Below are 22,829 nucleotides of genomic sequence, written 5' to 3' on the forward strand. Positions count from 1 at the left end.
CACTGGCTTCGGGAGGTATCCCCTGGATGCACGTCTGGATGCACATCGGGAATCGGCCGGCTGGCTGAAAAAACAGGATAATCTTGCGGCGGTGGTCTGTACGGAGCCACCAGGCGGGTTTAGGCTCTCGGTTGTGTGGGCGCAAAGGGTGCCCGCTTAGTCGGAGGCTCCTCATGAGAAGCTCGACACACCTCAACTCGACACACCCCAACTCGACACACCCAAATAACAGGATCACCAAGTTAATCGCCCTCGGCAGCTGCATAGCCTGCGTGGTGGGCCTCACTGCCACGGCAGCCATGGCTGCCCCGACCCCCTCGAACCAGGCCTTTCCCGGTTCCGTTCCCGGTTGGGCCACCGCTGCGAACGATCTAGGCACCGCCGGGGACACATCCGTGGAAGGTGAAGTCTTCTTGAGCCTGCGTAACGTGGATGCCGCCATCGCCACGGCAACCGCTGTTTCAACGCCCGGTTCCGGCAGCTACAAGCAGCCGCTCAGCCCGCAGCAGTGGATTCAGCGTTTTTCGCCCACTCAGGCCGACGTTGACGCCGTCGTCGCGCATTTGAAGGCCAAGGGCATGACCATCACGGACGTTCCGGCGAGCCGGCAGTTCGTGGTCTTCCGCGGTCCCGCCGGCCGGATGGGCTCGGCATTCGGAACCGAACTGCACCTGTACAGCCACGGTGGTGCCTCGCTCCTGGCGCCTGCCGCGCCGCCGTCGCTTCCGGCAGCGCTGGCAGCTAAAGTCCAAGGGATCAGCATCGACCAGAGCCGGTTGCTGACGCGCCCCGATCTGGTGAAGCAGGACGAACCGTCCGCGAACCGGTTCGCCGCGGCGGCACCCGTGCTGGCGACGCCATGCTCAAACTACTGGGACCAGAACACCGTGACCGTACCGCCGGCCTATGCCGGCAATACGAGATACGGGACATACATTTGCGGCTACAAGCCAGCCCAGCTCCAAAGCGCCTACGGCGTCGCGGACTACGCAAAGGCCGGAATCGACGGCCGTGGACAAACCGTCGCCATCATCGACGCCTACGCGTCACCGACCATTGTGGAGGACGTCAATACCTTCTCATCGGCAGCCGGGCTGCCGGTGCTGGACGGTAGCACCTACGAGCAGATCGTTCCCGCGCCCTCCGAGTTCACGGACCAGGCGATCTGCCAGGAACCGAGCGGCTGGCAGACGGAACAGACCCTGGACGTCGAAGCCGTCCACGGGCTCGCGCCCGGCGCGAAAGTCCTTTATGTGGGCGGCACGAACTGCAACGCCGGGCTGGACGTGGCCATGGCCACGATTCTTGACGGCGGTCTCGCAAACATCGTCAGCAACAGCTACGGCAATGTGGGCGAGGACGTATCCGCCGACGTGCTGGCCGGGGAGGTGAACGAGCACATCCAGGCCGCTGCGGAGGGCATCGGACTGTACTTCTCCTCCGGCGACAATGGCGATGAGCGCGCCAAGCTGGGCTACACATCGCCGGACTTCCCCGCCAGCTCGCCCTGGGTCACCGCCGTCGGCGGCACCAGTCTGGCAGTCGGGCAGAATGGGAACTACCTCTTCGAAGCAGGCTGGGGATCTTCCCTGCAGGGCATCGTTAAGGACAGCGCGGGCAACCTCAGCTACGCGGGACCGTTGCCGGGAACTTTCCGGTTCGGTGCCGGCGGCGGAGGGAGCGCGGTGTTTGATCAACCCGCCTACCAGCGTGGCGCCGTTCCGGATGCGCTGGCCAATGGCCATCGTGTCTCTCCCGACGTTGCCGCAGTCGCGGACCCCTATACGGGATACCAGACGGGGCTCCGGCCGATCATTGATGACACGACTTTGGCTACCGGGCCGTACGAGAACGTCACGGTAGGGGGCACATCGTTGGCCTCACCGGTGACGGCCGCGCAGATGGCCATAGCCCAGCAGCTCACGCACAGCACGGTGGGCTTCGCCAATCCGACGGTTTACCTGCTGGCCCGCTACGCGTCATTCCTCTTCCACGACGTCCAGCCGCAGACCCCGCGCCAGGCAATCGCATTCACCCGTCCGTCCACCGGGCTCAGCTATCTCATCAGCACAGACACAGACACTTCACTAACTACGACGGCGGGATATGACGATGTAACGGGGGTGGGGAGCGTGTCGCTGAACCTGGCCACGCTGCTCGCCCGCCAGGGCGGTTAACAGATAGGGTCGTCAATCGGCGGTGGCACGCAGGTGCTGCGCGGCAGGCATGGTGCCCTGCCGCGCGGGGTGTCCGCCGCCGTCGTCCTGTTGGCCACCTTCTGCACGGGCAGCCGGGATCTGGCTAGGATAGACGTAGCCAACGCCAGAGCGGCACGGCGGTGCACGCCCATTCACGGTCCTTCAGAAGGAGTCAGCATGCCCATTGCAACCCCGGACAAATACGTCGAAATGATTGACCGCGCCAAGGCCGGCGGTTTCGCCTACCCCGCGGTCAATGTCACGTCGTCGCAGACTTTGAACGCTGCCCTGCAGGGTTTCGCCGATGCCGGCAGCGACGGCATCATCCAGGTCTCCACCGGAGGGGCGGCATACTGGTCCGGCGCCTCCGTGAAGGACATGGTGGCCGGATCCCTCGGTTTCGCCGCCTTCGCCCGCGAGGTGGCAAAAAATTACCCCGTCAACGTGGCGCTGCACACCGACCACTGCCCCCAGGACAAACTGGACGGATTTGTGCTGCCCCTGCTGGCTGCTTCGGAGGCCGCGGTGAAGGCAGGCAAGGACCCGATCTTCAACTCCCACATGTGGGACGGTTCCGCCGAGACGCTGGAGGAGAACCTGCGCATCGGCCGTGAGCTGCTGGCCCGCACCTCCGCCGCGCACATGATCCTCGAGGTGGAGATCGGCGCCGTGGGCGGGGAGGAAGACGGCGTGGAGAACGCCATCAATGACAAGCTCTACTCCACCGTGTCCGACGGCCTGGCCACCGTCGAGGCCCTCGGCGCCGGGGAGCATGGCCGCTACATCACCGCCCTGACCTTCGGAAACGTGCACGGCGTGTACAAGCCCGGCGGCGTCAAGCTGCGCCCGGAAATCCTCAAGGATATCCAGGAGCAGGTCGGCGCCAAGCTGGGCAAGGGCAACCCGTTTGACCTGGTCTTCCACGGCGGTTCCGGCTCCAGCCAGCAGGAGATTAAGGACGCCGTTTCCTACGGCGTCATTAAAATGAACATCGACACCGACACCCAGTACGCCTACACGCGCCCCGTGGCCGACCACATGTTCAAGAACTACGACGGCGTGCTCAAGGTGGACGGCGAAGTGGGCAACAAGAAGACATACGATCCCCGGGTCTGGGGAGCGGCTGCCGAAAAGGGCCTGGCGGCCCGCGTTGTCCTCGCTGCCCAGGAACTCGGCTCCGCCGGTAAGACGTCCTAATGTCCGACGAATTCCGCCGGAACCTGCTGGGCCCGGAGCCGACGCTATTGCCGGGCGAACCCGACATTGAAGTCCGGTTGGCGGCAGGAGACGAGGCCGTGGATCTGGCAGCCACGCACCCGACATCGTCACTGCTGTGGGCAATGCTGGCGGACGAGGCCTACGCAGAGGGCCGGATCATCGAGTCCTACGCCTACGCACGGACCGGGTACCATCGCGGGCTGGATGCGCTGCGCCGCAGCGGCTGGCGAGGAACCGGTCCCGTCCCCTTCGAGCACGAGGGGAATCGCGGCTTCCTGCGGGCGCTCTATGCGCTCGGCCGCGCGGCGGGGGCGATCAGCGAGACCGAGGAAGCGGCTCGGATCTCTACGTTCCTCAACGAATCCGATCCGCTGGCCGCGGCCGCCATCGAGGGCCGCTCGGCATAGCGCGGGCAGCATCGACCGTGCAGCAGGTGTCCTACTCAGTTCTAGTACGAAAATAGAGGTGAGTTAGGCAGCTGCTGGTGTGATGCTGACCTCGTAACCGAGAGTTTTGAGCTGGCGGATAGCTCTGCTCTTGGCTTGTTCGGGATCGCGTTTGAGGTAGTAGTCGGCTCCGGGATCCTGGTAAATCTCGCCATTGGCGAGCATATGCCAGGTAGCGGTGAGGATGACGTGCTCGATTGCGACGATCGCTTTGACCCGGCCGCGCCGGCCGGCAATTCGCCTGTACTTGACGCTGAGGTAGGTATTTTTGCTTCGGGAAGCAGACATCGCGGCGATACCCAGAGCAGCTTTCAGGTACTTGTTGCCGGGCATGATCTTGGTCGACTTGATCCGGCCCGCGGACTCATTGGAGCCTGGACAGACACCAGCCCAGGACGCCAGATGCGCTGAGGTGGGGAAGACACTCATGTCGGCGCCGGTCTCGGCGATGATCACGTCGGCGACCAAGCTCGAGACTCCCGGGATGGTTATCAGCGCTTCCCGCGCTGCGCGAAAGGGCTCGATCATCGTCTCGACGCGCTTGGTGAAGTCCTTGATGGTCTGGTCAAGCTGATCGATGCGGTCCAGATGAATACGAACCATGAACGCGTGATGGTCGCCGAACATCCCGGTGAGCGCCTCGGTGAGCTCGGGAATCTTTGACCTCATACTCGCGCGGGCGAACTGTGCCAGTACCTGCGGGTCCCGCTCTCCCATAATTAGCGCCTCCAACATCGCCTTGGATGAGACACCGGTCAACTCACTGACAACGCCGGAGAGTTTAATGCCCGTGCTCTCGAGGAACTTCTCCAGCCGGTGCAGTTCCCGCGTCCTGTCCTGAACGGTGACAGCCCGAGCACGGGTTAGGTCCCGCAACTCCCGGATGGGCTCGGGGGGAACGAACGAGGCGCGCAGCAAGCCGTGCGCTCCGAGCTGAGCCAGCCAGGCGGCGTCGGAAACGTCGGTCTTGCGGCCGGGTAAATTCTTCGCGTGTTTGGCGTTGACCAGCATCAACGGCAGACTCCCCTCAAGGAGATAATAGAACGGCTTCCAGTAATCGCTGGTTGATTCCATCACCACAACCGTGACGTTCTGTTCCTCCAGAAACGTGCGCAAGGCCAGAATCTGATTCGTGGTGGCACCCCACGTCGTCACTGTCGAGGTGAACTGGCCCCTGACTTTACCTGGAACCCTGAGACAAACCTTCGCGTCACGTTTGGAAATATCCATCCCAACGGAGCGCTCATGCACAATATCCATTCCCGTAACCCTTCTTCAACTCTGGGGTACATATGAGTGTCTGCCACGGGGAGGACAGGGAGAAAATCAGGAATCTAGCACTCGTGCTCGAAGCAACAATCCACGGTTCCCGTGGAAGCCCTCCACGCCACGCTGAAAAACAGGCTCCAACTCGGCACCAAGAAGAACCGGCGTCAACCGCAACAGACAAAAACAATTATTCGCCCACCATCACCCCAACGACAGGGCGGAAGCCAGCCACGGCCATATTTTCAACCCCCACGGCGCGACAGCGTCACCACACCGCTGAAAAGGACATCTGCTGCACAGTCGTATAAGCCGCCGTCTCGGCCGTGCCGTCTCGGCCACGCCGTCTCGGCCGTGCCGTCTCGGCCGCGCCGGGAGTGGAAGTCGGCTAAACTTGGCGGGTAAGAGCCCCGAACTCTGTGACCCGAAACGGCCGGTGGATTCCGCCGGCCGTTGGTATGGGTGCGTGTGTGGGGCATTCTGATGCGTGGCGCACGGCCGGTTGCCCAGCAGGGCCCGCGGCCGGACGTCCAACTGATGGGGGAGTATCCCATGCCCGCAATCGTAATCGTTGGAGCCCAGTGGGGCGACGAAGGCAAAGGCAAGGCAACCGATCTGCTTGGCGGCCGCGTTGACTACGTGGTCAAGCCGAACGGCGGCAACAACGCCGGCCATACCGTCGTCGTCGGCGGTGAGAAGTACGAACTCAAGCTCCTTCCAGCCGGCATTCTGAGCCCTAACGCCGTGCCGATCATCGGCAACGGCTGCGTGGTGAACCTTGAGGCGCTCTTTGCCGAAATCGAGGGGCTGCAGGCCCGCGGCGCCGATACCTCCCAGCTCCGCGTCTCCGCCAATGCTCACCTGGTGGCCCCGTATCATCAGGTGCTGGATAAGGTCACCGAGCGTTTCCTGGGTAAGCGCGCCATCGGCACCACCGGCCGCGGCATCGGACCCGCCTACATGGACAAGGTGGCCCGGCTCGGAATCCGCGTCCAGGATGTGTTCGACGAGTCGATCCTGCGGCAGAAGGTCGAAGGATCGCTGCAGCAGAAGAACGAACTGCTGGTCAAGGTCTATAACCGGCGCGCGATCAGCATCGATGAGACCGTGGCGTATTTCCTCGGCTTCGCCGAGCGCTTGCTGCCGCTGGTCATTGACTCCGAATACGTGCTCAACAAGGCGCTCGACGACGGCAAGGTGGTCCTGATGGAAGGTGGCCAGGCCACGTTCCTTGACGTGGACCACGGCACATACCCGTTCGTGACCTCCTCCAACCCGACAGCCGGCGGCGCCTCGGTGGGGTCCGGCATCGGGCCGACGCGGATCAACCGCGCCGTGGGCATCATCAAGGCATACACGACGCGCGTCGGTGCGGGTCCGTTCCCCACGGAGTTGTTCGACGAAATGGGTGAATACCTGCAGAAGACCGGCGGGGAATTTGGTGTCAACACCGGACGTCCGCGCCGCTGCGGCTGGTACGACGCTGTGCTGGCCCGGTACGCCTCGCGGGTGAACGGCTTCACCGACTACTTCGTCACCAAACTCGATGTACTGACCGGGATAGCGCAGATTCCGGTCTGCGTGGCCTACGACATCGACGGCGAACGCTTTGACGAGGTGCCCATGACGCAGACCGATTTCCATCACGCCAAGCCCATCTTTGCGTACTTCGACGGCTGGACCGAGGACATCACCGGCGCCCGGACCATGGCGGATCTCCCGGAGAACGCGCAGCGCTACGTGCGGGCGCTGGAGTCCATGTCCGGCACCCGGATCTCCGCGATCGGGGTGGGCCCCGACCGGGATCAGACGATCGTGATCCACGACCTCATCGGCAGCTGACCGCCAGCCGAAACGGCACGGGCCCCCACGCGTGCGCTCTTAACGGGCGGCCCGGCAGCGGCTAGGCTGGGAAGACAGAATCCAGCGCAGGAGTGACGATGAAGGTCAGCGTAGGGCAGTTCAATCCGGGCGGGGACGTCGATGGGAATCTCGTTGTCATGCGCCGGCTCGCGGCGAGTGCCCGGGATGGGGGTTCGGCGCTGATCGTGTTCCCGGAGGAGTCCATGTTTTCGGTAGGCCGGGTGGAGGTGGACTTCGCCGCCGCCGTGGACGCCCAGTGGACGTCGTTTGTGCAGGGTCTGTCGCTGATCGCCAGCCAGGTGGGCATCGCCGTCATTGCAGGCGGTTATGAGTCCAGCGGTGAGCAGCGCCCGTTCAACACCCTGATCGCCATCGACGACGACGGCAGAATCCTTGAGACCTACCGGAAGCTGCACCTCTACGATGCCTTCTCCTATCAGGAATCGCAGCGGATCAAACCGGGCGACGGCGGCCTGAAGGTCGTGCCGATCGGCGGCCTGCGGATAGGGATCATGACCTGTTACGACCTGCGTTTTCCGGAAATGGCGCGCGCCCTAGCGGTGCAGGGGGCCGATCTGATCTGTGTGGCGGCCGCCTGGTTCAAGGGCGAACACAAGATCGATCATTGGCAGACTCTGCTCAGGGCCCGCGCTATCGAGAATACCTGCTGGGTGGCCGCCGCCGGAACCTCCAGCGGGCACTGCATCGGCCATTCGGTCATAGTGGATCCGATGGGCGTCCCGCAGGATTTCCTCAAGGACGAGGAGGAAGGGATCGCCACCGCAGCGGTCACCCGGAAGCGCATCGACGAGGTCCGGGAGTTCCTGCCGGTGCTGGCGAACCGCCGGTTGACGAGCAGCTACGAGGTTGTTCCCAACATTACGGCTCCCGGAGGCGTGGACCATTGACGGGCCCGTGGCCGGTGGCTAGTCTCAGGAAGATGGGAGGATTCGATGGACGATAATCAGATTGCGGAGGGTCTGGCGCCGCTGGTACCCATTGGCCTGGAGGACATTCCGCTCGACGGCGAGTGGCTCGAACCTCCCTTCAACAATGACGAATCCGGCCGCGCCGTCGTCTTCAATGACGGGGATTTCCAGTTTGTGGCCGTGGACCGCAGCACCGGGGCGGTCTACTGCGTCTGTGAGGACGATGAAAGTCTGATGGCTTCCTCGCTGGCCCAGTTGGTGGAAATTGCCACCCTGTGGGGCGCCATTGACAGGGATTCGGTTGGCCCGGAAGACGACGACGCCGATTTCGCCCGGGTGGCGGTCGATTTTGAGACCCGGCTGAAAAAAGTTGATCCCGCGGCGGCCCGGCCCAATGAGTTCTGGTCGCTGTATGCGGAGGAACTCAGCAACAGCAGCTGATCAGCGGCGCGTGACCTGCACAGTGTTAGGCGGTGAGTTGGTCAGGCGGTGAGTTGGTCAGGCGGTGAGCTGGTCAGGCGGTGAGCTGCCGTTTCGCGGAGATGACTCCGGTGTCGAAGCCGGCCAGCCCGAGTCCGCCATGGAAACGGGCGTGCTCGATCTTGATGCAGCGGTCCATCACTACCTGCAGCCCGGCCGCCGCGGCATTTCGGGCCACTTCCTCGTGCCAGGACCCCAGTTGCAGCCACAGCGTCCGGGCCCCTACTGCGGCAACTTCCTCCAGCACGGCGGGCAGATCGTCGTGCCGGCGGAAGACATCCACCAGATCCGGGCTCTCGGGGAGGTCGGCCAGCGAAGCATAGGCCGGCTGGCCGAGGATCTCCTTGACCACCGGGTTGACGAAGTAGACCTTGTACCGGCTGGAGGACTGCAGGTAGCTGGCCACGAAATAGGAGGCCCGGGAGGGCTTGTCCGAGGCCCCGACAATGGCAATGGAGGTGGTGTTGCGCAGAATAGTCAACCGCTCCGGCGCCGACGGTCCTGCCCAGGTCCAGGCGTTTTCTTCGGTGCTCGGGCGGTCGGTGGCCGGGACCGACGGGGGACGGCTCATGGGTGTGCTCCGATCGTTGCGGTCTGGACAGGCCCGGCCACCTCGTCCGGCGGAGCGGTGCGCGACGCGGCCAGCGCCTGGTCCAGATCCCACAGAATGTCCTCCAGGTCTTCGAGCCCCACGGAGATCCGGACCAGGTCCTCTGGTACCCCGGCGGCAGCCAGCTTTTCGGCCGAAAGCTGCTGGTGCGTCGTCGAGCCCGGATGGATGACGAGCGTGCGTGAGTCGCCGACGTTGGCCAGGTGGCTGGCCAGCTGCAGCGCCTCAATGAAGCGCTTCCCGGCTTCCCGGCCGCCCTTAACACCGAACGAGAAGACGGAGCCGGCGCCCTGCGGCAGGTATTTGCGGGCCCTTTCGTAGTGCGGGTGCGACGGCAGACCGGCGTAACTGACGTAGCTCACCCGCCCGTCCGCCTCCAGCCATGCTGCCACTTTCCGGGCGTTGGCCAGATGCTCGTCCATGCGCTGCGGCAAAGTCTCCACCCCCTGCAGCAACTGGAATGCCGACTGCGGGGAGAGTGCGGGCCCGATGTCGCGCAACTGCTCGGAGCGCAGTTTGGTCAGGAACCCGTACTCGCCGAAGTTCCCCCACCAGGACACATTGCCGTAGGACTCCACCGGTTCGGTCATCTGCGGGAAGTTGCCGTTGCCCCAGTTGAACCGCCCGCTTTCGATGACGACGCCGCCAAGGGTGGTGCCGTGGCCGCCGAGGAACTTGGTGGCCGAATGGATCACGATGTCCGCGCCGTGCTCGAAGGGCCGGATCAGGTACGGAGTGCTCAGCGTGGCATCGACGATCAGCGGAATGCCGGCGTCGTGCGCCACCTTGGCCAGCCCCGCAAGGTCGGCCACCTCACCGGAGGGATTGGCGACAATCTCGGTGTAGACGGCCTTCGTGTTAGGCCGGACGGCGGCGGCGTAGTCCGCGGCGTCGGTCCCCGGGACAAAGGTGGTGTCCACGCCGAAGCGGCGCAGTGTCACGTCCAGCGCGGTGATGGTGCCACCGTACAGCTGGGACGACGCGACTATGTGGTCACCCGACCCGGTCAGCGCGGCGAAGGTGATGAATTCGGCCGCCATCCCGGAGGACGTGGCCACGGCGCCGATGCCACCTTCGAGGGACGCTATCCGCTCCTCGAAGGCTGCCACCGTCGGGTTGCCGATGCGGGAGTAAATATTGCCGTATTTCTGCAGCGCAAAGAGGTTTGCGGCGTCGTCGGTGTCCTTAAAGACGAAGGAGGTGGTCTGATAGATGGGCACGGCACGGGCGCCGTGCGTGGCGTCCGGTGTCCCGCCGGCGTGCAGGGCACGCGTTCGGAACCCGAATTTCCGCTCGCTCATCGGATCAGCGCCCTTTCCGCGGTCGGCGAGGCATCCGCTGCCTTGAATTCGACGCCGTTCCTGGCCGCCAGCTCGGCTTCCAGAGAGCGGACGATCGGCATGACGTCGCGGCCGAACGACTGCACTTCCTCCTGGAAGTGCAGGTAGCAGGTCAGCAGCAGGTTCACGCCGATTTTCTTGTATTCAACGATGCGTTCGGCAATCTGCTCCGGCGTCCCGATCAGACCTGTTTTAAAGCCGTCGTTGTACTGGATCAGATCCTCGTAGCTCGAATCCGCCCACATGCCCTTGCCGTCGGCGGTGGCCGCCCCAGCTTCCTGAACGGAGGCCTTGAAACCCTCGACGGCGGGCCGGTGGGCCTTGGCCACGATCTCCCGGAGGGTTTCTTTGGCTTCCTTTTCGGTATCCCGGGCAATTACAAATCCGTTCAGCCCGAAGCGCGGGGTGCGTCCGGCCGGGACGGCCGCGGCCCGCACCCCGGCGATGTTTTCCGTGAACCCCGCCAGGTCCTTGCCGTTGGAGAAATACCAGTCGGCGACCCGCCCGGCAGTGGCCTGCGCAGCGGTGGAGTTACCGCCGAAGAAGATCTCCGGGTGTGCCCGGCCGGGGATGTCCAGCGGAGCGGGACTGAGGGTGACGTTGTTGATGTCGTAGTACTTTCCGGCTTGCGCGAACTCCTTCTCGGTCCACAGGCCGCGGAGAATACGGATGAATTCCTCCGTCCGGACGTAGCGCTCGTCGTGTTCAAGCCACGGCAGGCCGAAGTTCACGAACTCGTCCTTAAGCCAACCGGAGACGATATTGACTGCCGCCCGGCCGTTGGAGAGATGGTCGGCCGTGATGATGAATTTTGCCAGCACACCGGGCTGCCACATGCCCGGATGGACCGCCGCTATGACCTTGAGCCGCTCGGTGGCTCCGAGCAGCGCCAGCGAGAAGCTGGTTGCTTCATGCTGTTTATCGGCGCCGTAGGACGCGGCGTAACGGGCTTGGGTTAGCGCGTATTCGAAGCCGGCATTCTCCGCGATCCGGGCCAGTTTCTTGTTGTAGTCGAAATCCCAGCCGGTGCGCTGCTCGACGGTGGAGACCACCAGGCCGCCGGAGACGTTAGGGACCCAATAGGCGAATTTAAGAGGAGTCGACAGGTCAATTGCAGTCACGATAGGTCCTTCCATCGGTCCTGGCGGTAGCACCCTCGCGGCTTCGGACTCCATGGATTCGCAAGCTCATCCTGGGGCCCTCGTCCTCTGCCCGGGCGCGGGTAGCACAGGCCAGGGTTGCTGCGGCATCAATGAGCCAGATCTCTCAGCCGCTCGGGATGGTCACCTTCCACTATCCTTGTCCGATGGCGGCGGGCCAAGATTGTTGCGCCGCGTTGCGTTTGGCCTGTGGGCCAGTGCCAGCCGGATTCCGGCGATGGCGGATTCATTCTGCAGGGACGTGGTGTCGCCCAGGGCTGTCTCCTCGAAGAGTTGGGTGAGCAACCGTCGCATGATTTTGCCGGAGCGGGTCTTGGGAACACCCGGAACAACGACGACGGCGGCGGCAGCGTGGCCGGTCCAGCCGGATCGGGGAATAGATTGGACTGCGCCGGGACGCCGTCCGGGAACCAGCCCATCAGCGAGCGGTGCACCAGTGCACGTCCTTGTCCCGTTGCACCGGATCCGGGTTCAAAGGCCTCCGGAACATGGACGTCGGGCGCTGCCCCGACGGCATCATGCCACCAGATGTCTCGGCCCTCGGTCCACTCGACGGTGTCCAGCCGGTCCGCGGGGGTGGTCCGGCTACCACCGGCACATGCTCAATCGCATTGTCACCAGCCACCGCGGAATCCACGTTGGCCTTCACCGGCACGGCCTGGCCCCGCCGGAACTGGCCGTCCGTGGTGACCAGGAGTTTAGCGCCGGTGTCCTCGACCCGGAATCTCAGCGCCGCTGCGGAGAAGCCTCCGAAAACCAGGGAATGCACCGCACCGATCCGGGTGCAGGCCAAGGTGATGACGATGGTTTCCACGATCACGTGTAGGTAAATAACCACCCGGTCGCCCCTGCCGATACCGTCAGCGCGGTGGTGCGTTGGTCGGGGCGGCCCGTCAGCGGATGGACGTCGCTGCCACCTGGGCTTGTCGGGACCACTAGTTGCCGCTGGGCGACGGTCTTGGGATGCTAGTTACATGTCTTCCCTCCCCGCGACGTTCGCCGAGGACGTCATCGATCAGCCAGCACGGGCCCAGTTCGAGGTGTTCCTCGACGAGCACCGAAATGCGCTCAATGGCTGTCTGAATGGGATGACCGAGGAGCAGGTGCGCCAATCGTTGGTGCCCTCCCGTACGACGCTGCTGGGTTTGGTGAAGCACGCGACCTTCGTCGAGAAGGTCTGGTTCGACGAAGCCGTTACGTGCCGGTCGCGCGTCGAGATCGGCATCCCCGCGACGCCAGATGAGTCGTTCATCCTCGATGACGACGACACCATTGCCACCATTCAACGGGCACACCGCGAGGCATGCGAGTCATCACGCCGCGCGTCATCATCCTTGGGGCTGGACGACATGGTCCACGGCAACCGGCGCGGGCCGCTCCCGCTGCGCTGGGTGTATCTTCACATGCTGCGCGAGCTCGCTCAGCACTGCGGGCACGCAGACATCCTGCGCGAGCAGCTAATCAGTGAGTAGCGCGTGGCGTCCGCTCGTGCTGCGGACAGCGCGCGTAACAGTCACACACCGCCCAAGCGCTTCCGCCCAGCAGTTGCACCCAGCAGTTGCGCCCAGGCGGGATTGCACGCTCGGCGTCACCGGGACGCGAGTAGGCTCGGGCTATGGTGAAAGTCAATGATCAGCACGTCATTGCCACGTTGCTGAGCACCCCGGCCAGGTGGGCCGTCGTCGGCCTCTCCAACAACCCGCGACGCGCGGCCCTCGGCGTGTCCGGATTCCTGCAGCAGCAGCTCGGGATGGACATCATTCCGGTGTCCCTGAAGGGCGAGGATGTGCACGGCGCCACCGGCTACAAGTTGCTCGCCGACGTGCCAGGGCACGTCGATGTGGTGGATTGCTTCGTCAATTCGCAGCGGGTCGGCGCGGTGGTGGACCAAGCCATTGCCATTGGTGCCGGGGCGGTGTGGCTGCAGCTTGGCGTTATTGATCACGGCGCGGCGGAGCGAGCTGCCGCGGCCGGCCTCAACATCGTGATGGACCGCTGTCCGGCCGTCGAGGCGCCACGGTTAGGGCTGGGCCGCTGACCTCGGATCCCCACAGTGCACGTCCTGCCATGTTGAGACTTTCGGCCCGGCCCGCTGGCCCGGAACCGCCGGCCCGGACCCGCAGGCCCGCCTACGGGTAGGATGTATTCTGCACGTCCTGCGGGCAGCGACCGGGGCCTATCCCGTGGCGGCCAGGCAATCCAGGTCTGCAAGTGTGCAGTCCATGTCTCCGCAGTCCATTCATGTGCAATTTGTATTGTCGTCTCGCAGCAAGGAAAGCAGTGGCCCGTCATCTCGGCTTCCTCCGGCACCCGGCCCGCTGGATAGGGATCGCGCTCACCCTTCTCGTGCTCTCCGTTCTGGTCCTGACGGGCGTTTGGGGTGCCGGCGATGCGGGGCCGACGTCGCCGGACGGCCGGTCTGCTACGGTAATCGCCTCCGCGACGGCTCCCGTGCCAACAACGATGGCGGCGGATGCTGCAACAGCGCAGTCGACACCAACCGCGTCCGCTGCCGTTCCCACGGCGGCACCGGAGACAAGCGCGGCCTCTGTCACGCCGTCGTCGTCCCCGGCAGCTGCGGAGCCGCCCTTGGTCCCGGACTACATTCTTCCACCGGTCACCGACGGCATGGTGCCGGTGCTGACCAAGGTCCCGACCGAGCAGAAGGTGGTTTTTCTGACCATCGACGATGGCGCCACCAAGACGCCGGCGGAACTCCAGATCCTGAAGGCCAATGGGATCAAGGCGTCGCTGTTCCTGTCCCGGACGTTCGTCAATGACAACCCGGGCTTCTTCAAGGACTTTGTGGCGGACGGCAGTCTTGTTGAGGACCACACGGTCAGCCACCAGCTGAACTTCATCCACTTGTCCTATGAGCAGCAGAAGGCGGAGATCTGCCAGATGGCCGACTTCGCAGCGGCGAATTACGGCCGCCGCCCGGTCTTCTTCCGACCGCCCGGCGGTCCCTACACCAATGTCACCCGCAAGGCGGCCGCGGACTGTGGGATGAAAGCCATCATCGACTGGGAAGCTAAGGCCAATGCCGGCGGCATGGATTATCAGTACGGCAGCGCGCTGCGGCCCGGGGAGATAGTACTGATGCACTTCCGGCCCGAGTTTGCCGCGGACATGCAGGCCTTCCTGACGGCGCAAAAGGCGGCCGGGCTCAAAGTGGTCCTGCTCGAGGATTATCTGCAGACCGGCTGAGTGCATGCCTGGGGCACGGCTAAAGACCGCGCCGACGGCGGTGCACGAGGTTCCGGACCGCAGGCCGCCGGTATAGGCTCCAGCTGTGGATAGACAACAGCTCCGGCGGCTTTGCTTGGCTCTGCCCGGGACCCTGGAGGACTTCCCGTTCGGGCCGGAATCGTCTGTGTTCAAGGTACGGGCGCCTGTCAGTGGAAGTTTCCGGCACGAATCCAAGATCTTTGCGTTGAGTAATCTGAGCGCCGCTCCGCTCTCCGTGAGCCTGAAGTGCGAGCCTGAACTGGCGCGGCAGCTGCGGGCCGCGCACCCGGAAATCACGGGAGCCTACCACCTCAATAAGAACCACTGGAATGGTGTTATCTGCGATGCGGGACTGGAAGACACGATGATTGCGGACATGATTGAGGACTCCTACGATCTGGTGGTGGCAACGCTGACGAAGGCCCAGCGAGAGGCCCTCGGCTGGCGCCGGATCATTGAATCCGGAACAGCCGAATGAGGCATCCAGGGCAGGGAGAACTGACCTATCCCCAGCGCGGGCTGACGCGCCTCCTCGCGTTAGGGCAGGGCTCGCGGGACCCGGCGCAGGACCCGGTGGCGCAGGAGGACCCGGTGGCGCAGGACCCGGTGGCGCAGCACCCGGTGGACGCCGCCGAGCAGAGAATCAGGGAATCCCGCTGGCCGGCAGGATATACACGGGTGGAGAAGAGCATCACCGTCGGGTACGGAGCGGCAGTATACCTGCGGCTGGCGGAGGCAGTCCTGGGCTGGGACATTCAGCTTGGTGCGGGGCTCACGCTGCGGGGCCCCGAGCGGGCCGTCCCCGGGGCAAGGGTGATCAGCGGCTTCGGTATCGGAGACTTGAGGTTGCCGGTTCCGTGCGAAGTCGTTTGGGCGCAGGAGCCGACCGCCGTCGAATCGGAAGACGGCAGGAACTTCCGGCCGCAGCTGGCCGGCTTCGGCTACGGGACTCTGCCGGGTCACCCGGCGAGCGGGGAGGAGGCCTTCGTCGTGCGGCTCGACGAGGACGGGAGTGTCCGGTTTGATGTGCTTGCGTTCAGCAGGCCAGCGGATCTGATTTTCCGTCTTGCCGCTCCTGTCGCGGCCGTTTCCCAGCGGCTGGTCACCCGGCGATATCTGCAGGCGGCCCGGCACATCGCCTCCGCGCTGCCCCGGGGCTAGAAACAACCGCAGAACCGGATAAACCGGACCCACGGCGCAAGGGTAGTCACGTAAATCGAGCCGACGGCGCAAAGGGCGTCACGCTGTCGTCCTACCTCATTGGACGCCCTACCGTCCATCATCCACTGTGCTGCAGGTGTACGATCCCGGCCGGAAAGGGACACCTGCCGCACAGTCGATGGCAGGTTAGTCGAAGTAGCGCGGGAGCGTTCCCTCATGGGCTTCCCGGAGCTCGTGCAGGGACAGTTCAAACTGCCCCTGCACCTCAAGTGAACCGGACTGCGCGTCCACAATGCCGATCCGGATGGCCGGGAAGGCGCGTGCGGTGCACATGTCAGTGAATCGGATTTCCTCCGACCGCGGTACGGCGACGACGGCGCGCGCCTGGGATTCGGAGAACAGCAGGGTAAAAGCATCCACGCCGTCGCGTTGGCAGACCTCATCCAGACCTACGCGTGCGCCCACATTGAAACGCAGCGAGGACTCCACCAGCACCGCCGCGAGACCGCCCTCGGACAGGTCATGGGCGGAATCGACCATGCCGTCGCGGGAAGCGTTGATCAGGATCTCGCCGAGCTGGCGCTCGAGCGACAGATCGGCTTTGGGCGGCTGACCGCCCAGGTGACCGCGCAGGTTGGCCCACTCGGAACCGTCCAACTCGTCCGCCGTGGTGCCCAGCAGGTAGATTGCCTGGCCGTCCTCAACCCAGCCCGACGGCGTGCGGCGGGCGACGTCGTCGAACACGCCAAGCACGCCGACCACGGGAGTCGGGTGGATCGCAATGCCGCCGGTCTGGTTGTACAGCGACACGTTGCCGCCGGTAACCGGAACGCCGAGCTCCCTGCACCCGTCGGAAAGGCCGCGGACGGACTCGGCGAACTGCCACATGACCTCGGGGTCCTCCGGCGAGCCGAAGTTCAGGCAGTCCGTGACCGCGAGCGGACGGGCGCCGGACGTGGCGACATTGCGGTAGGACTCCGCCAGCGCCAACCGCGCGCCCTCATACGGGTTCAGGTACGAGTAGCGGCCGTTGGCGTCCGTGGAAATGGACACCCCCAGCCCGGTTGACTCGTCAACGCGGACCACGCCGGCGTCGTCGGGCATCGCCAGGGCCGTGTTGCCCTGCACATAGCGGTCGTACTGGTCGGTGACCCAGTCCTTTGAACACATGTTCGGGGACGCCATGAGTTCGACGACGGCGGCTGCCAGGGCGGCGCCGTCGGCCGGCCGTCGGGCAGCGGCAGGGGAGGCGGTAAACGAATCCGCCTGGACGCCGTCGAGCCATTGCGGGCGGTGATATGGGCGGTCATACACGGGGCCCTCGTGGGCCACCGTGCGAGGATCCACGTCCACGATCGTCTCGCCGTCCCAGTCGATGATGAGCCGGCCGGTGTCCGTGACCTCGCCCAGCCAGGAGTGTTCCACGGCCCACTTGTCCATGATCGCTTCAAATGCCGCGACGTTCTCCGGCGTGACCACTGCCATCATGCGTTCCTGCGACTCGGACATCAGGATTTCACCCGGCGTCAGGCTCGGGTCGCGGAGCAGCACCTTCGTCAGCTCGACGTGCATGCCGCCGTCGCCGTTGGAGGCCAGTTCCGACGTGGCGCAGGAAATGCCGGCAGCCCCGAGGTCCTGGATGCCTTCCACCACGGAAGCCTTGAACAGTTCCAGACAGCATTCAATGAGCACCTTCTCCGCAAACGGATCGCCCACCTGCACCGCGGGGCGCTTGGACGGTTTGCTGGAATCGAAGGATTCGCTGGCCAGCACCGATGCGCCGCCGATGCCGTCTCCACCGGTGCGGGCGCCGAAGAGCACCACCTTGTTGCCGACTCCGGAGGCATTAGCCAGCCGGATGTCCTCGTGCCGCATCACACCCACGGCCAGCGCATTCACCAGCGGGTTACCCTGATACACGGCGTCAAAAACCACCTCGCCGCCGATGTTCGGCAGGCCAAGGCAGTTACCGTATCCGCCGATACCGGAGACGATGCCGTGCACCAGGCGGGCCGTATCCGGGTGGTCGATGGCGCCGAAACGCAGCGGATCCATCACCGCAACCGGGCGCGCGCCCATGGAAATAATGTCGCGGACAATGCCGCCCACGCCTGTTGCCGCACCCTGGTAGGGCTCCACGAAAGAGGGATGGTTGTGCGATTCGACCTTAAAGGTCACCGCCCAGCCGTCGCCGATGTCCACCACGCCGGCGTTCTCACCGATGCCCACCAGGAGATGTTCCTTCATCTCATCGGTGACCTTGTCGCCAAACTGGCGCAGGTGGTTTTTGGAGGACTTGTAGGAGCAGTGCTCACTCCACATCACCGAGTACATGGCCAGCTCCGCCGCGGTGGGACGGCGGCCCAGAATCTTCACGACCTCGTTGTATTCGTTTTCCTTCAGGCCCAGCTCGGCCCACGGGAGCGGCGTGTCCGGCGTGCCGGCCGCGTGTTCCACCGAGTCAATGTTGAACTTCCTGGTCTCCACGGTTTGGCGCTCCCCGCTCATTTTGTGCCTCCAACAAGCTTATTAAGCACCGAGGTGAAAAAACCCAGACCATCCGTGCCGGTGCTGCGGCCGCCGGCGGATTCCGGGCCGTAACCGGCCTCAACCGCGTGCTCCGGGTGCGGCATCAGTCCGACGACGTTTCCGGCGGCATTGCTGATGCCGGCTATGTCGCGGCGCGAACCATTCGGGTTCATGCCGACGTAACGGAACACCACCCGGCCCTCCGCTTCGAGCGCATCCAACGTCTTTTCGTCCGCGATGTACTGGCCGTCCTGGTTCTTCAGCGGGACGGTGATCTCCTGGCCGGCCGCATATTCGGACGTCCACCACGTGGTGTTGTTCTCCACCCGGAGCGTCTGGTCGCGGCAGATGAACTTCAGATGATCGTTCTTGAGCATGGAGCCGGGGAGCAGATGCGACTCGGTGAGGATCTGGAAGCCATTGCAGATGCCCAGCACCGGAAGCAGGCTTGCCGCCTTGTCCGAGTCCGCGGCCCGGGCGATCTCCTGCATCAACGGTGCAAAGCGCGAGATCGCGCCGGCCCGCAGGTAGTCACCGTAGGAGAAGCCTCCCGGGATGATCACGGCGTCCACGCCGCGCAAGGCGTCCGGGCCGGTGTCAGCGTGCCAGAGTTCGACGGCGGTCCCGCCGGCAATGCGCACGGCGCGGGCAGCGTCGCGGTCATCGAGAGAACCGGGAAAAGTGACGACGCCGATCCTGGCCCCGGCAAGAGGGGATACGGCAGCCTCGGCCAAGGCCGTGTCAAGCAAGGCAGAGCCAATGAGAGGAGTTTCGGTCATGGTCAGTCCGCCACAACTTCGACGTTGACCACGTCTTCGATGACCGGGTTGGAGAGCATCCTCTCGGCCGCTTCGCGGGCCTGCTGCAGAATCTCAGGCGTCACCTCACCGTCGACGGTCAGTTCAAAGCGCTTGCCCTGCCGCACGGAACTAAAACCGGTGAAGCCCAGCCGGGGAAGCGCCCCGACGATGGCCTTCCCCTGCGGGTCGAGGATCTCGGGTTTGGGCATGACATCGACAACGATCCTGGGCATCCGTCGAACTCCTGATGTTAAAGAGGTGGCCGCGGAAGGTGCCGTCTCACGCTGTGGTGCCGGGTCTCCCCGCCGGTGAAGATAGCGCTCCGCGAGCTTGCCTGTCCATTCTACCGGGAGGTGCGCGGATGACTGAACTGGACCGCCGTCGTCGTACGGACATCATCGGTTCCTTGCCATGACCGGCCCTCCGCGGCAGGATGCACTCATGTGGATCGGCTGGATTGAGTTCGACATTCTGCTCGGCGAGACGTATTCGCTCAAGCAAAAACGCTCCGTGCTGCGTCCGCTTGTCAACGAGCTGCGACGCCGCTTCGAGCTTTCGGCAGCTGAGACCGGCTGCCAGGACCTGCTGCGCCGGGCACAGATCGGCATTGCCATGGTGACCGGAGACCGGGCACACCTGGTGGAGGTGCTCGATGCCGCGGAGCGGCTTGTCGCCGCACATCCGGAAATGGAGCTTCTCAGCGCGCGGCGGCGGCTCGCCAACGGCGCCGATGACTGAAACATTTCCCGACTTCTTGAAAAGTGAGCACCGCCACAATATGGTTGTAGGACGTTCTATGTAATACGTCCAGCCGCCACGCCACGAGAGGTATCCCGATGAAGCAACCATTCAGTGCCACACCCCTGAGAAGAACAGGCCGATGGCGGTGGGCCGGGAAGGCGGCTGCGGCCGGCATTGCTGCTGCGGCCGTGCTGGCTTCCGTGGCCGTCCCGGCCAGCGCGGCACTGGACCCCTTTCCGGCGAACGGCACGACACCGACATCTCCACCGGGCAGCTACACCGAGCAGGTGCTGGCCAGCAACGGCGACAATGCCATCGATCCGGTCTTGGGCCGGTATTACCGCATTGTCGGGATGGCCGATCTGGGAAACGGCGTTCTGCTCGCCGCCTACGACGGACGGCCCGACGGCGCTGACGCCCCGTCCGCCAACTCGATCGTGCAGCGGCGCAGCACCGATAACGGTGTGACCTGGGGCGCTCCGACCTACATCGCCCGCGGACAGGCAAGTTCCGGCGGGTCGCAGCGGTACGGCTTCAGCGACCCTAGCTATGTGGTGGACAAGACGACCGGCGCCGTCTTTAACTTCCACGTGTACTCCAAGAATCAAGGTTTCGGCGGCAGTGTTATCGGCAACGATGATGCAAATCTGAACGTGATCAGCAGCGAGGTCTCGGTCTCGACCGATGGCGGTTTGAGCTGGTCAACGGACCCGGCCAATCAGCCTGCCCTGCCGACGCCGTCGAGCTATTTAGCGGGCTCCAAATACGCTGACTTCGCCGGACCGTTGATTACGAACGTGGTCAAGCCCAACGGCACGACTGTAGCCGGCGTCAATAACGTCGGTGGCGTTGTCAGCATGTTCGCCAGCTCGGGCGAGGGCATCCAACTTAAATACGGGGCCCACGCGGGACGGCTAATCCAGCAGTTTGCCGGAAAAATTATCCAGCCCAGCGGCAGCAGCACCATCCAGGCCTACAGTGTCTATTCCGACGACCATGGCAGGACCTGGCAGATGGGCGCGCCAACCGGAACCGCGATGGACGAAAACAAGTCAGTCGAGCTCTCCAACGGTAACGTCATGCTGAACTCGCGGGACAATGCCGGCGGACACGGGCGCAAAACGGCTATCTCGACCGACGGCGGCGTCACCTACGGTGCGGTCACCAATAACGCGTCGCTGATTGACCCGACCAACAACGCGGGCCTTACGCGGATGTACCCCGGGGCTGCCTCGGGCTCGGCGGATGCGAAGAAGCTGTTGTTTTCCAACGCCGCCAGTACATCCAGCCGCAGCAACGGCACCGTCCGGTATTCCTGTGACGATGGCGCCAGCTGGAGCAGCGCACGCCAGTTCAAGTCCGGTGCCATGTCGTATTCCACCATCACAGCCCTGAGTGACGGGACCTTCGGCGTGTTGTATGAGGGCGACAACAACACCATCACGTTCGGCAAATTCGACGAGGCGTGGCTTGCCCCGCTGTGCGCCAGCGTCACGGCAGCTCCCGCTTCGGTGCCGAACGGCGGGACCACGGAGCTTAATTTCACGGTGACAAACAAGGATTCCCAGCCGCTCCAAGCCAGTACGTTATCGCTGCTGGACGCCGTGGACTGGGCATCCGAGCCGGTCCAGGTTCCCGCTGTCCCGGGCGGTACGACGGTGACGATCCAGCTGCCGGTGACGTCGCCGTCGTACCTGAAAGCCGGTAACCGGACGCTGACCGGCGTGCTCGACACCGGAACCGGCAAAATCCAGACGGCGGCGATCGTGACCATCACCGGCGGTGCCACCGCCAACGTCACGGGAGCCTACGTATACGGTCAGCGCAATGACGCCGGGCGTGACCTGGCAACGAGCCCCTACGGGACAGGCGATGCCGTCCCCTACCAATTCAAGGTTTACAGCGCCGGGAACATCACGGAATCAGTTCGGCCGATTTCCGGGAACTTCTTTCCGTTTATTCCGGCCGACGGCGCCGGAAACTGCCGTTTCGGTGCCCTCGCCGTGGGCGCCTCCTACCTGTGCTCAACCCCCAAGCACACGGTGACGGCGGCCGAAGCCGCCCAGGGTTACTTCGTGCCGACGTCAAGCTGGGTCACCGGCGTGGACAACAACTCGGTGGACCATACCTTCGCCGTCACCGGAGACGAAGTAGACCTGCTGGTCCGTAACCCGGCGCTGTCCGGCACCGTCAGCGCCCAATGGACAGCGGGGACGCCGGGCTGGCCCTACGCCGTAGCCGGGGACACCATCAACTACAGCTACACGGCGTCCAACACCGGCAACGTGGCCCTGAGCAACCTGGCCGCCGGTGGAATCAGCTTCTCCCAGTCCGCTCTTGGGGTCGGAGAATCCGCCACCGCCGCGAGCAGCTACACGTTGACGGCTGCGGACATTGCCGCCGGGCACGTAGCCGGAGTTTCGATCGCCGTGACTGCCGGGAATGGGGCCAAGCCGGCGGCACTGCAGCTGACGGGACAGCCGACCGACCTGAAGGTGCAGCCCGCGAAGCCCGACTTCAGCCCCGCGTTGTCCGTGCAGAAGCTGGAGGGAGCTCCGCCGGTTGATCTGGGACTGGGGACGGACAAATACCATACGGGTCAGACGGTGACGGTGCACAACGCTGAGTTCGGCCAGTGGTACTACGTCTACCTGAACAAGCGCAGCACGCCGATCGGCTGGTACTTTCCGAACCAGCAGAACAGCTTCGAGTTTGTGCTGCCGGCCGATGCCAAGAACGGCATGGACGACCTTGTCGTGCTGGATTCGGCAGGACGTCAGCTCTCCTTCGGAGCCCTGCAGGTGACGCCTTCCGGCAGCAAATAGACGCAGTTAGCGCCCGGCACACGGGCAGCGAGGGC

The 22,829-nt window shown here is 64.4% G+C and carries 21 protein-coding genes and 1 pseudogene; 13 read left to right on the forward strand and 9 right to left on the reverse strand.

Annotated elements, in window-relative coordinates:
* Window positions 1-173 precede the first annotated feature (173 nt).
* From ACLLJI_RS01585 to ACLLJI_RS01595, 3 genes are all read left to right on the forward strand, one after another.
* The gene (locus ACLLJI_RS01585; RefSeq protein WP_434617133.1) at window positions 174-2,177 is read left to right on the forward strand and encodes a S53 family peptidase; all 2,004 of its coding nucleotides are present in this window, start codon (window positions 174-176) and stop codon (window positions 2,175-2,177) included.
* A gap of 198 nt (window positions 2,178-2,375) precedes the next feature.
* Entirely contained in the window at window positions 2,376-3,395 is a 1,020-nt protein-coding gene (gene fbaA, locus ACLLJI_RS01590; protein WP_434617137.1) for a class II fructose-bisphosphate aldolase, read from the forward strand.
* Window positions 3,395-3,823 (forward strand): DUF3151 domain-containing protein, encoded by a 429-nt coding sequence (locus tag ACLLJI_RS01595; RefSeq protein WP_283558753.1) that lies wholly within the window; start codon window positions 3,395-3,397, stop codon window positions 3,821-3,823. Before fbaA ends, ACLLJI_RS01595 begins: the two co-directional genes overlap by 1 nt.
* A 63-nt stretch (window positions 3,824-3,886) precedes the next feature.
* Here ACLLJI_RS01595 and ACLLJI_RS01600 read toward each other — a convergent pair whose 3' ends face one another.
* Entirely contained in the window at window positions 3,887-5,122 is a 1,236-nt protein-coding gene (locus tag ACLLJI_RS01600) for an IS110 family transposase (RefSeq protein ID WP_434617140.1), read from the reverse strand.
* A gap of 558 nt (window positions 5,123-5,680) precedes the next feature.
* Here ACLLJI_RS01600 and ACLLJI_RS01605 point away from each other — a divergent pair.
* From ACLLJI_RS01605 to ACLLJI_RS01615, 3 genes are all read left to right on the forward strand, one after another.
* Window positions 5,681-6,970 carry an adenylosuccinate synthase gene (locus ACLLJI_RS01605; protein ID WP_283558752.1) on the forward strand — a complete coding sequence of 430 codons (1,290 nt, stop codon included), beginning with the start codon at window positions 5,681-5,683 and terminating at the stop codon, window positions 6,968-6,970.
* Window positions 6,971-7,068: 98 nt separating this feature from the next.
* A complete protein-coding gene (locus ACLLJI_RS01610) occupies window positions 7,069-7,899 on the forward strand; it encodes a carbon-nitrogen hydrolase family protein (RefSeq protein ID WP_434617144.1) in 831 nt (276 codons plus the stop codon).
* A gap of 45 nt (window positions 7,900-7,944) precedes the next feature.
* The gene (locus tag ACLLJI_RS01615; protein ID WP_434617148.1) at window positions 7,945-8,361 is read left to right on the forward strand and encodes an SUKH-4 family immunity protein; all 417 of its coding nucleotides are present in this window, start codon (window positions 7,945-7,947) and stop codon (window positions 8,359-8,361) included.
* Between the two features lie 73 nt (window positions 8,362-8,434).
* On the opposite strand, the gene ACLLJI_RS01620 is transcribed toward ACLLJI_RS01615, so the two are convergent.
* The 5 genes and pseudogenes from ACLLJI_RS01620 to ACLLJI_RS01640 form a co-directional block, all read right to left on the reverse strand.
* Complete coding sequence (locus ACLLJI_RS01620; protein ID WP_434617151.1) at window positions 8,435-8,971, reverse strand: CoA-binding protein; 537 nt, start codon at window positions 8,969-8,971, stop codon at window positions 8,435-8,437.
* The gene (locus ACLLJI_RS01625) at window positions 8,968-10,311 is read right to left on the reverse strand and encodes an O-acetylhomoserine aminocarboxypropyltransferase/cysteine synthase family protein (RefSeq protein ID WP_434617154.1); all 1,344 of its coding nucleotides are present in this window, start codon (window positions 10,309-10,311) and stop codon (window positions 8,968-8,970) included. The genes ACLLJI_RS01620 and ACLLJI_RS01625 overlap by 4 nt, the downstream gene beginning before the upstream one ends.
* Window positions 10,308-11,471, reverse strand: a complete 1,164-nt coding sequence (gene sfnG / locus ACLLJI_RS01630) for a dimethylsulfone monooxygenase SfnG (protein WP_434617157.1) — start codon at window positions 11,469-11,471, stop codon at window positions 10,308-10,310. The genes ACLLJI_RS01625 and sfnG overlap by 4 nt, the downstream gene beginning before the upstream one ends.
* Window positions 11,472-11,633: 162 nt before the next feature.
* A complete protein-coding gene (locus tag ACLLJI_RS01635) occupies window positions 11,634-11,804 on the reverse strand; it encodes a hypothetical protein (RefSeq protein ID WP_434621786.1) in 171 nt (56 codons plus the stop codon).
* A gap of 128 nt (window positions 11,805-11,932) precedes the next feature.
* Window positions 11,933-12,369: pseudogene (locus ACLLJI_RS01640) on the reverse strand (AMP-binding protein); the annotation flags it as partial.
* Between the two features lie 115 nt (window positions 12,370-12,484).
* Here ACLLJI_RS01640 and ACLLJI_RS01645 point away from each other — a divergent pair.
* The 5 genes from ACLLJI_RS01645 to ACLLJI_RS01665 all read left to right on the forward strand — a co-directional run bounded on the left by ACLLJI_RS01645 (window position 12,485) and on the right by ACLLJI_RS01665 (window position 15,899).
* Window positions 12,485-12,982 (forward strand): DinB family protein, encoded by a 498-nt coding sequence (locus ACLLJI_RS01645; protein WP_434617160.1) that lies wholly within the window; start codon window positions 12,485-12,487, stop codon window positions 12,980-12,982.
* 143 nt (window positions 12,983-13,125) lie between these two features.
* Window positions 13,126-13,548, forward strand: coding sequence for a CoA-binding protein (locus ACLLJI_RS01650; protein ID WP_434617164.1), 423 nt, complete (start codon window positions 13,126-13,128; stop codon window positions 13,546-13,548).
* Between the two features lie 242 nt (window positions 13,549-13,790).
* Entirely contained in the window at window positions 13,791-14,717 is a 927-nt protein-coding gene (locus ACLLJI_RS01655; RefSeq protein WP_434617167.1) for a polysaccharide deacetylase family protein, read from the forward strand.
* Between the two features lie 85 nt (window positions 14,718-14,802).
* On the forward strand, window positions 14,803-15,216 hold the full coding sequence (locus tag ACLLJI_RS01660; protein WP_434617171.1) for an MmcQ/YjbR family DNA-binding protein: 414 nt from the start codon (window positions 14,803-14,805) through the stop codon (window positions 15,214-15,216).
* The gene (locus ACLLJI_RS01665) at window positions 15,213-15,899 is read left to right on the forward strand and encodes a DUF1990 family protein (RefSeq protein WP_434617174.1); all 687 of its coding nucleotides are present in this window, start codon (window positions 15,213-15,215) and stop codon (window positions 15,897-15,899) included. Before ACLLJI_RS01660 ends, ACLLJI_RS01665 begins: the two co-directional genes overlap by 4 nt.
* 186 nt (window positions 15,900-16,085) lie before the next feature.
* On the opposite strand, the gene purL is transcribed toward ACLLJI_RS01665, so the two are convergent.
* From purL to purS, 3 genes are read right to left on the reverse strand one after another with little or no spacing between them, the layout of a single operon-like run.
* Window positions 16,086-18,407 (reverse strand): phosphoribosylformylglycinamidine synthase subunit PurL, encoded by a 2,322-nt coding sequence (gene purL / locus ACLLJI_RS01670; RefSeq protein ID WP_434617177.1) that lies wholly within the window; start codon window positions 18,405-18,407, stop codon window positions 16,086-16,088.
* Window positions 18,404-19,207: a phosphoribosylformylglycinamidine synthase subunit PurQ gene (gene purQ, locus ACLLJI_RS01675; RefSeq protein ID WP_434617179.1), complete on the reverse strand. Its 804-nt coding sequence runs from the start codon at window positions 19,205-19,207 to the stop codon at window positions 18,404-18,406. The genes purL and purQ overlap by 4 nt, the downstream gene beginning before the upstream one ends.
* A 2-nt stretch (window positions 19,208-19,209) precedes the next feature.
* A complete protein-coding gene (gene purS, locus ACLLJI_RS01680) occupies window positions 19,210-19,461 on the reverse strand; it encodes a phosphoribosylformylglycinamidine synthase subunit PurS (protein ID WP_434617182.1) in 252 nt (83 codons plus the stop codon).
* 208 nt (window positions 19,462-19,669) lie between these two features.
* Here purS and ACLLJI_RS01685 point away from each other — a divergent pair, with 208 nt between their 5' ends.
* Both ACLLJI_RS01685 and ACLLJI_RS01690 read left to right on the forward strand, forming a co-directional pair.
* Complete coding sequence (locus ACLLJI_RS01685) at window positions 19,670-19,966, forward strand: DUF503 domain-containing protein (protein WP_434617185.1); 297 nt, start codon at window positions 19,670-19,672, stop codon at window positions 19,964-19,966.
* Between the two features lie 98 nt (window positions 19,967-20,064).
* Window positions 20,065-22,794, forward strand: a complete 2,730-nt coding sequence (locus ACLLJI_RS01690; RefSeq protein WP_434617189.1) for a sialidase family protein — start codon at window positions 20,065-20,067, stop codon at window positions 22,792-22,794.
* Window positions 22,795-22,829: the final 35 nt, after the last annotated feature.

The sequence above is a fragment of the Arthrobacter sp. A5 genome (assembly GCF_051131705.1).
In the GTDB taxonomy this organism is placed as follows: Bacteria; Actinomycetota; Actinomycetes; order Actinomycetales; family Micrococcaceae; genus Arthrobacter_M.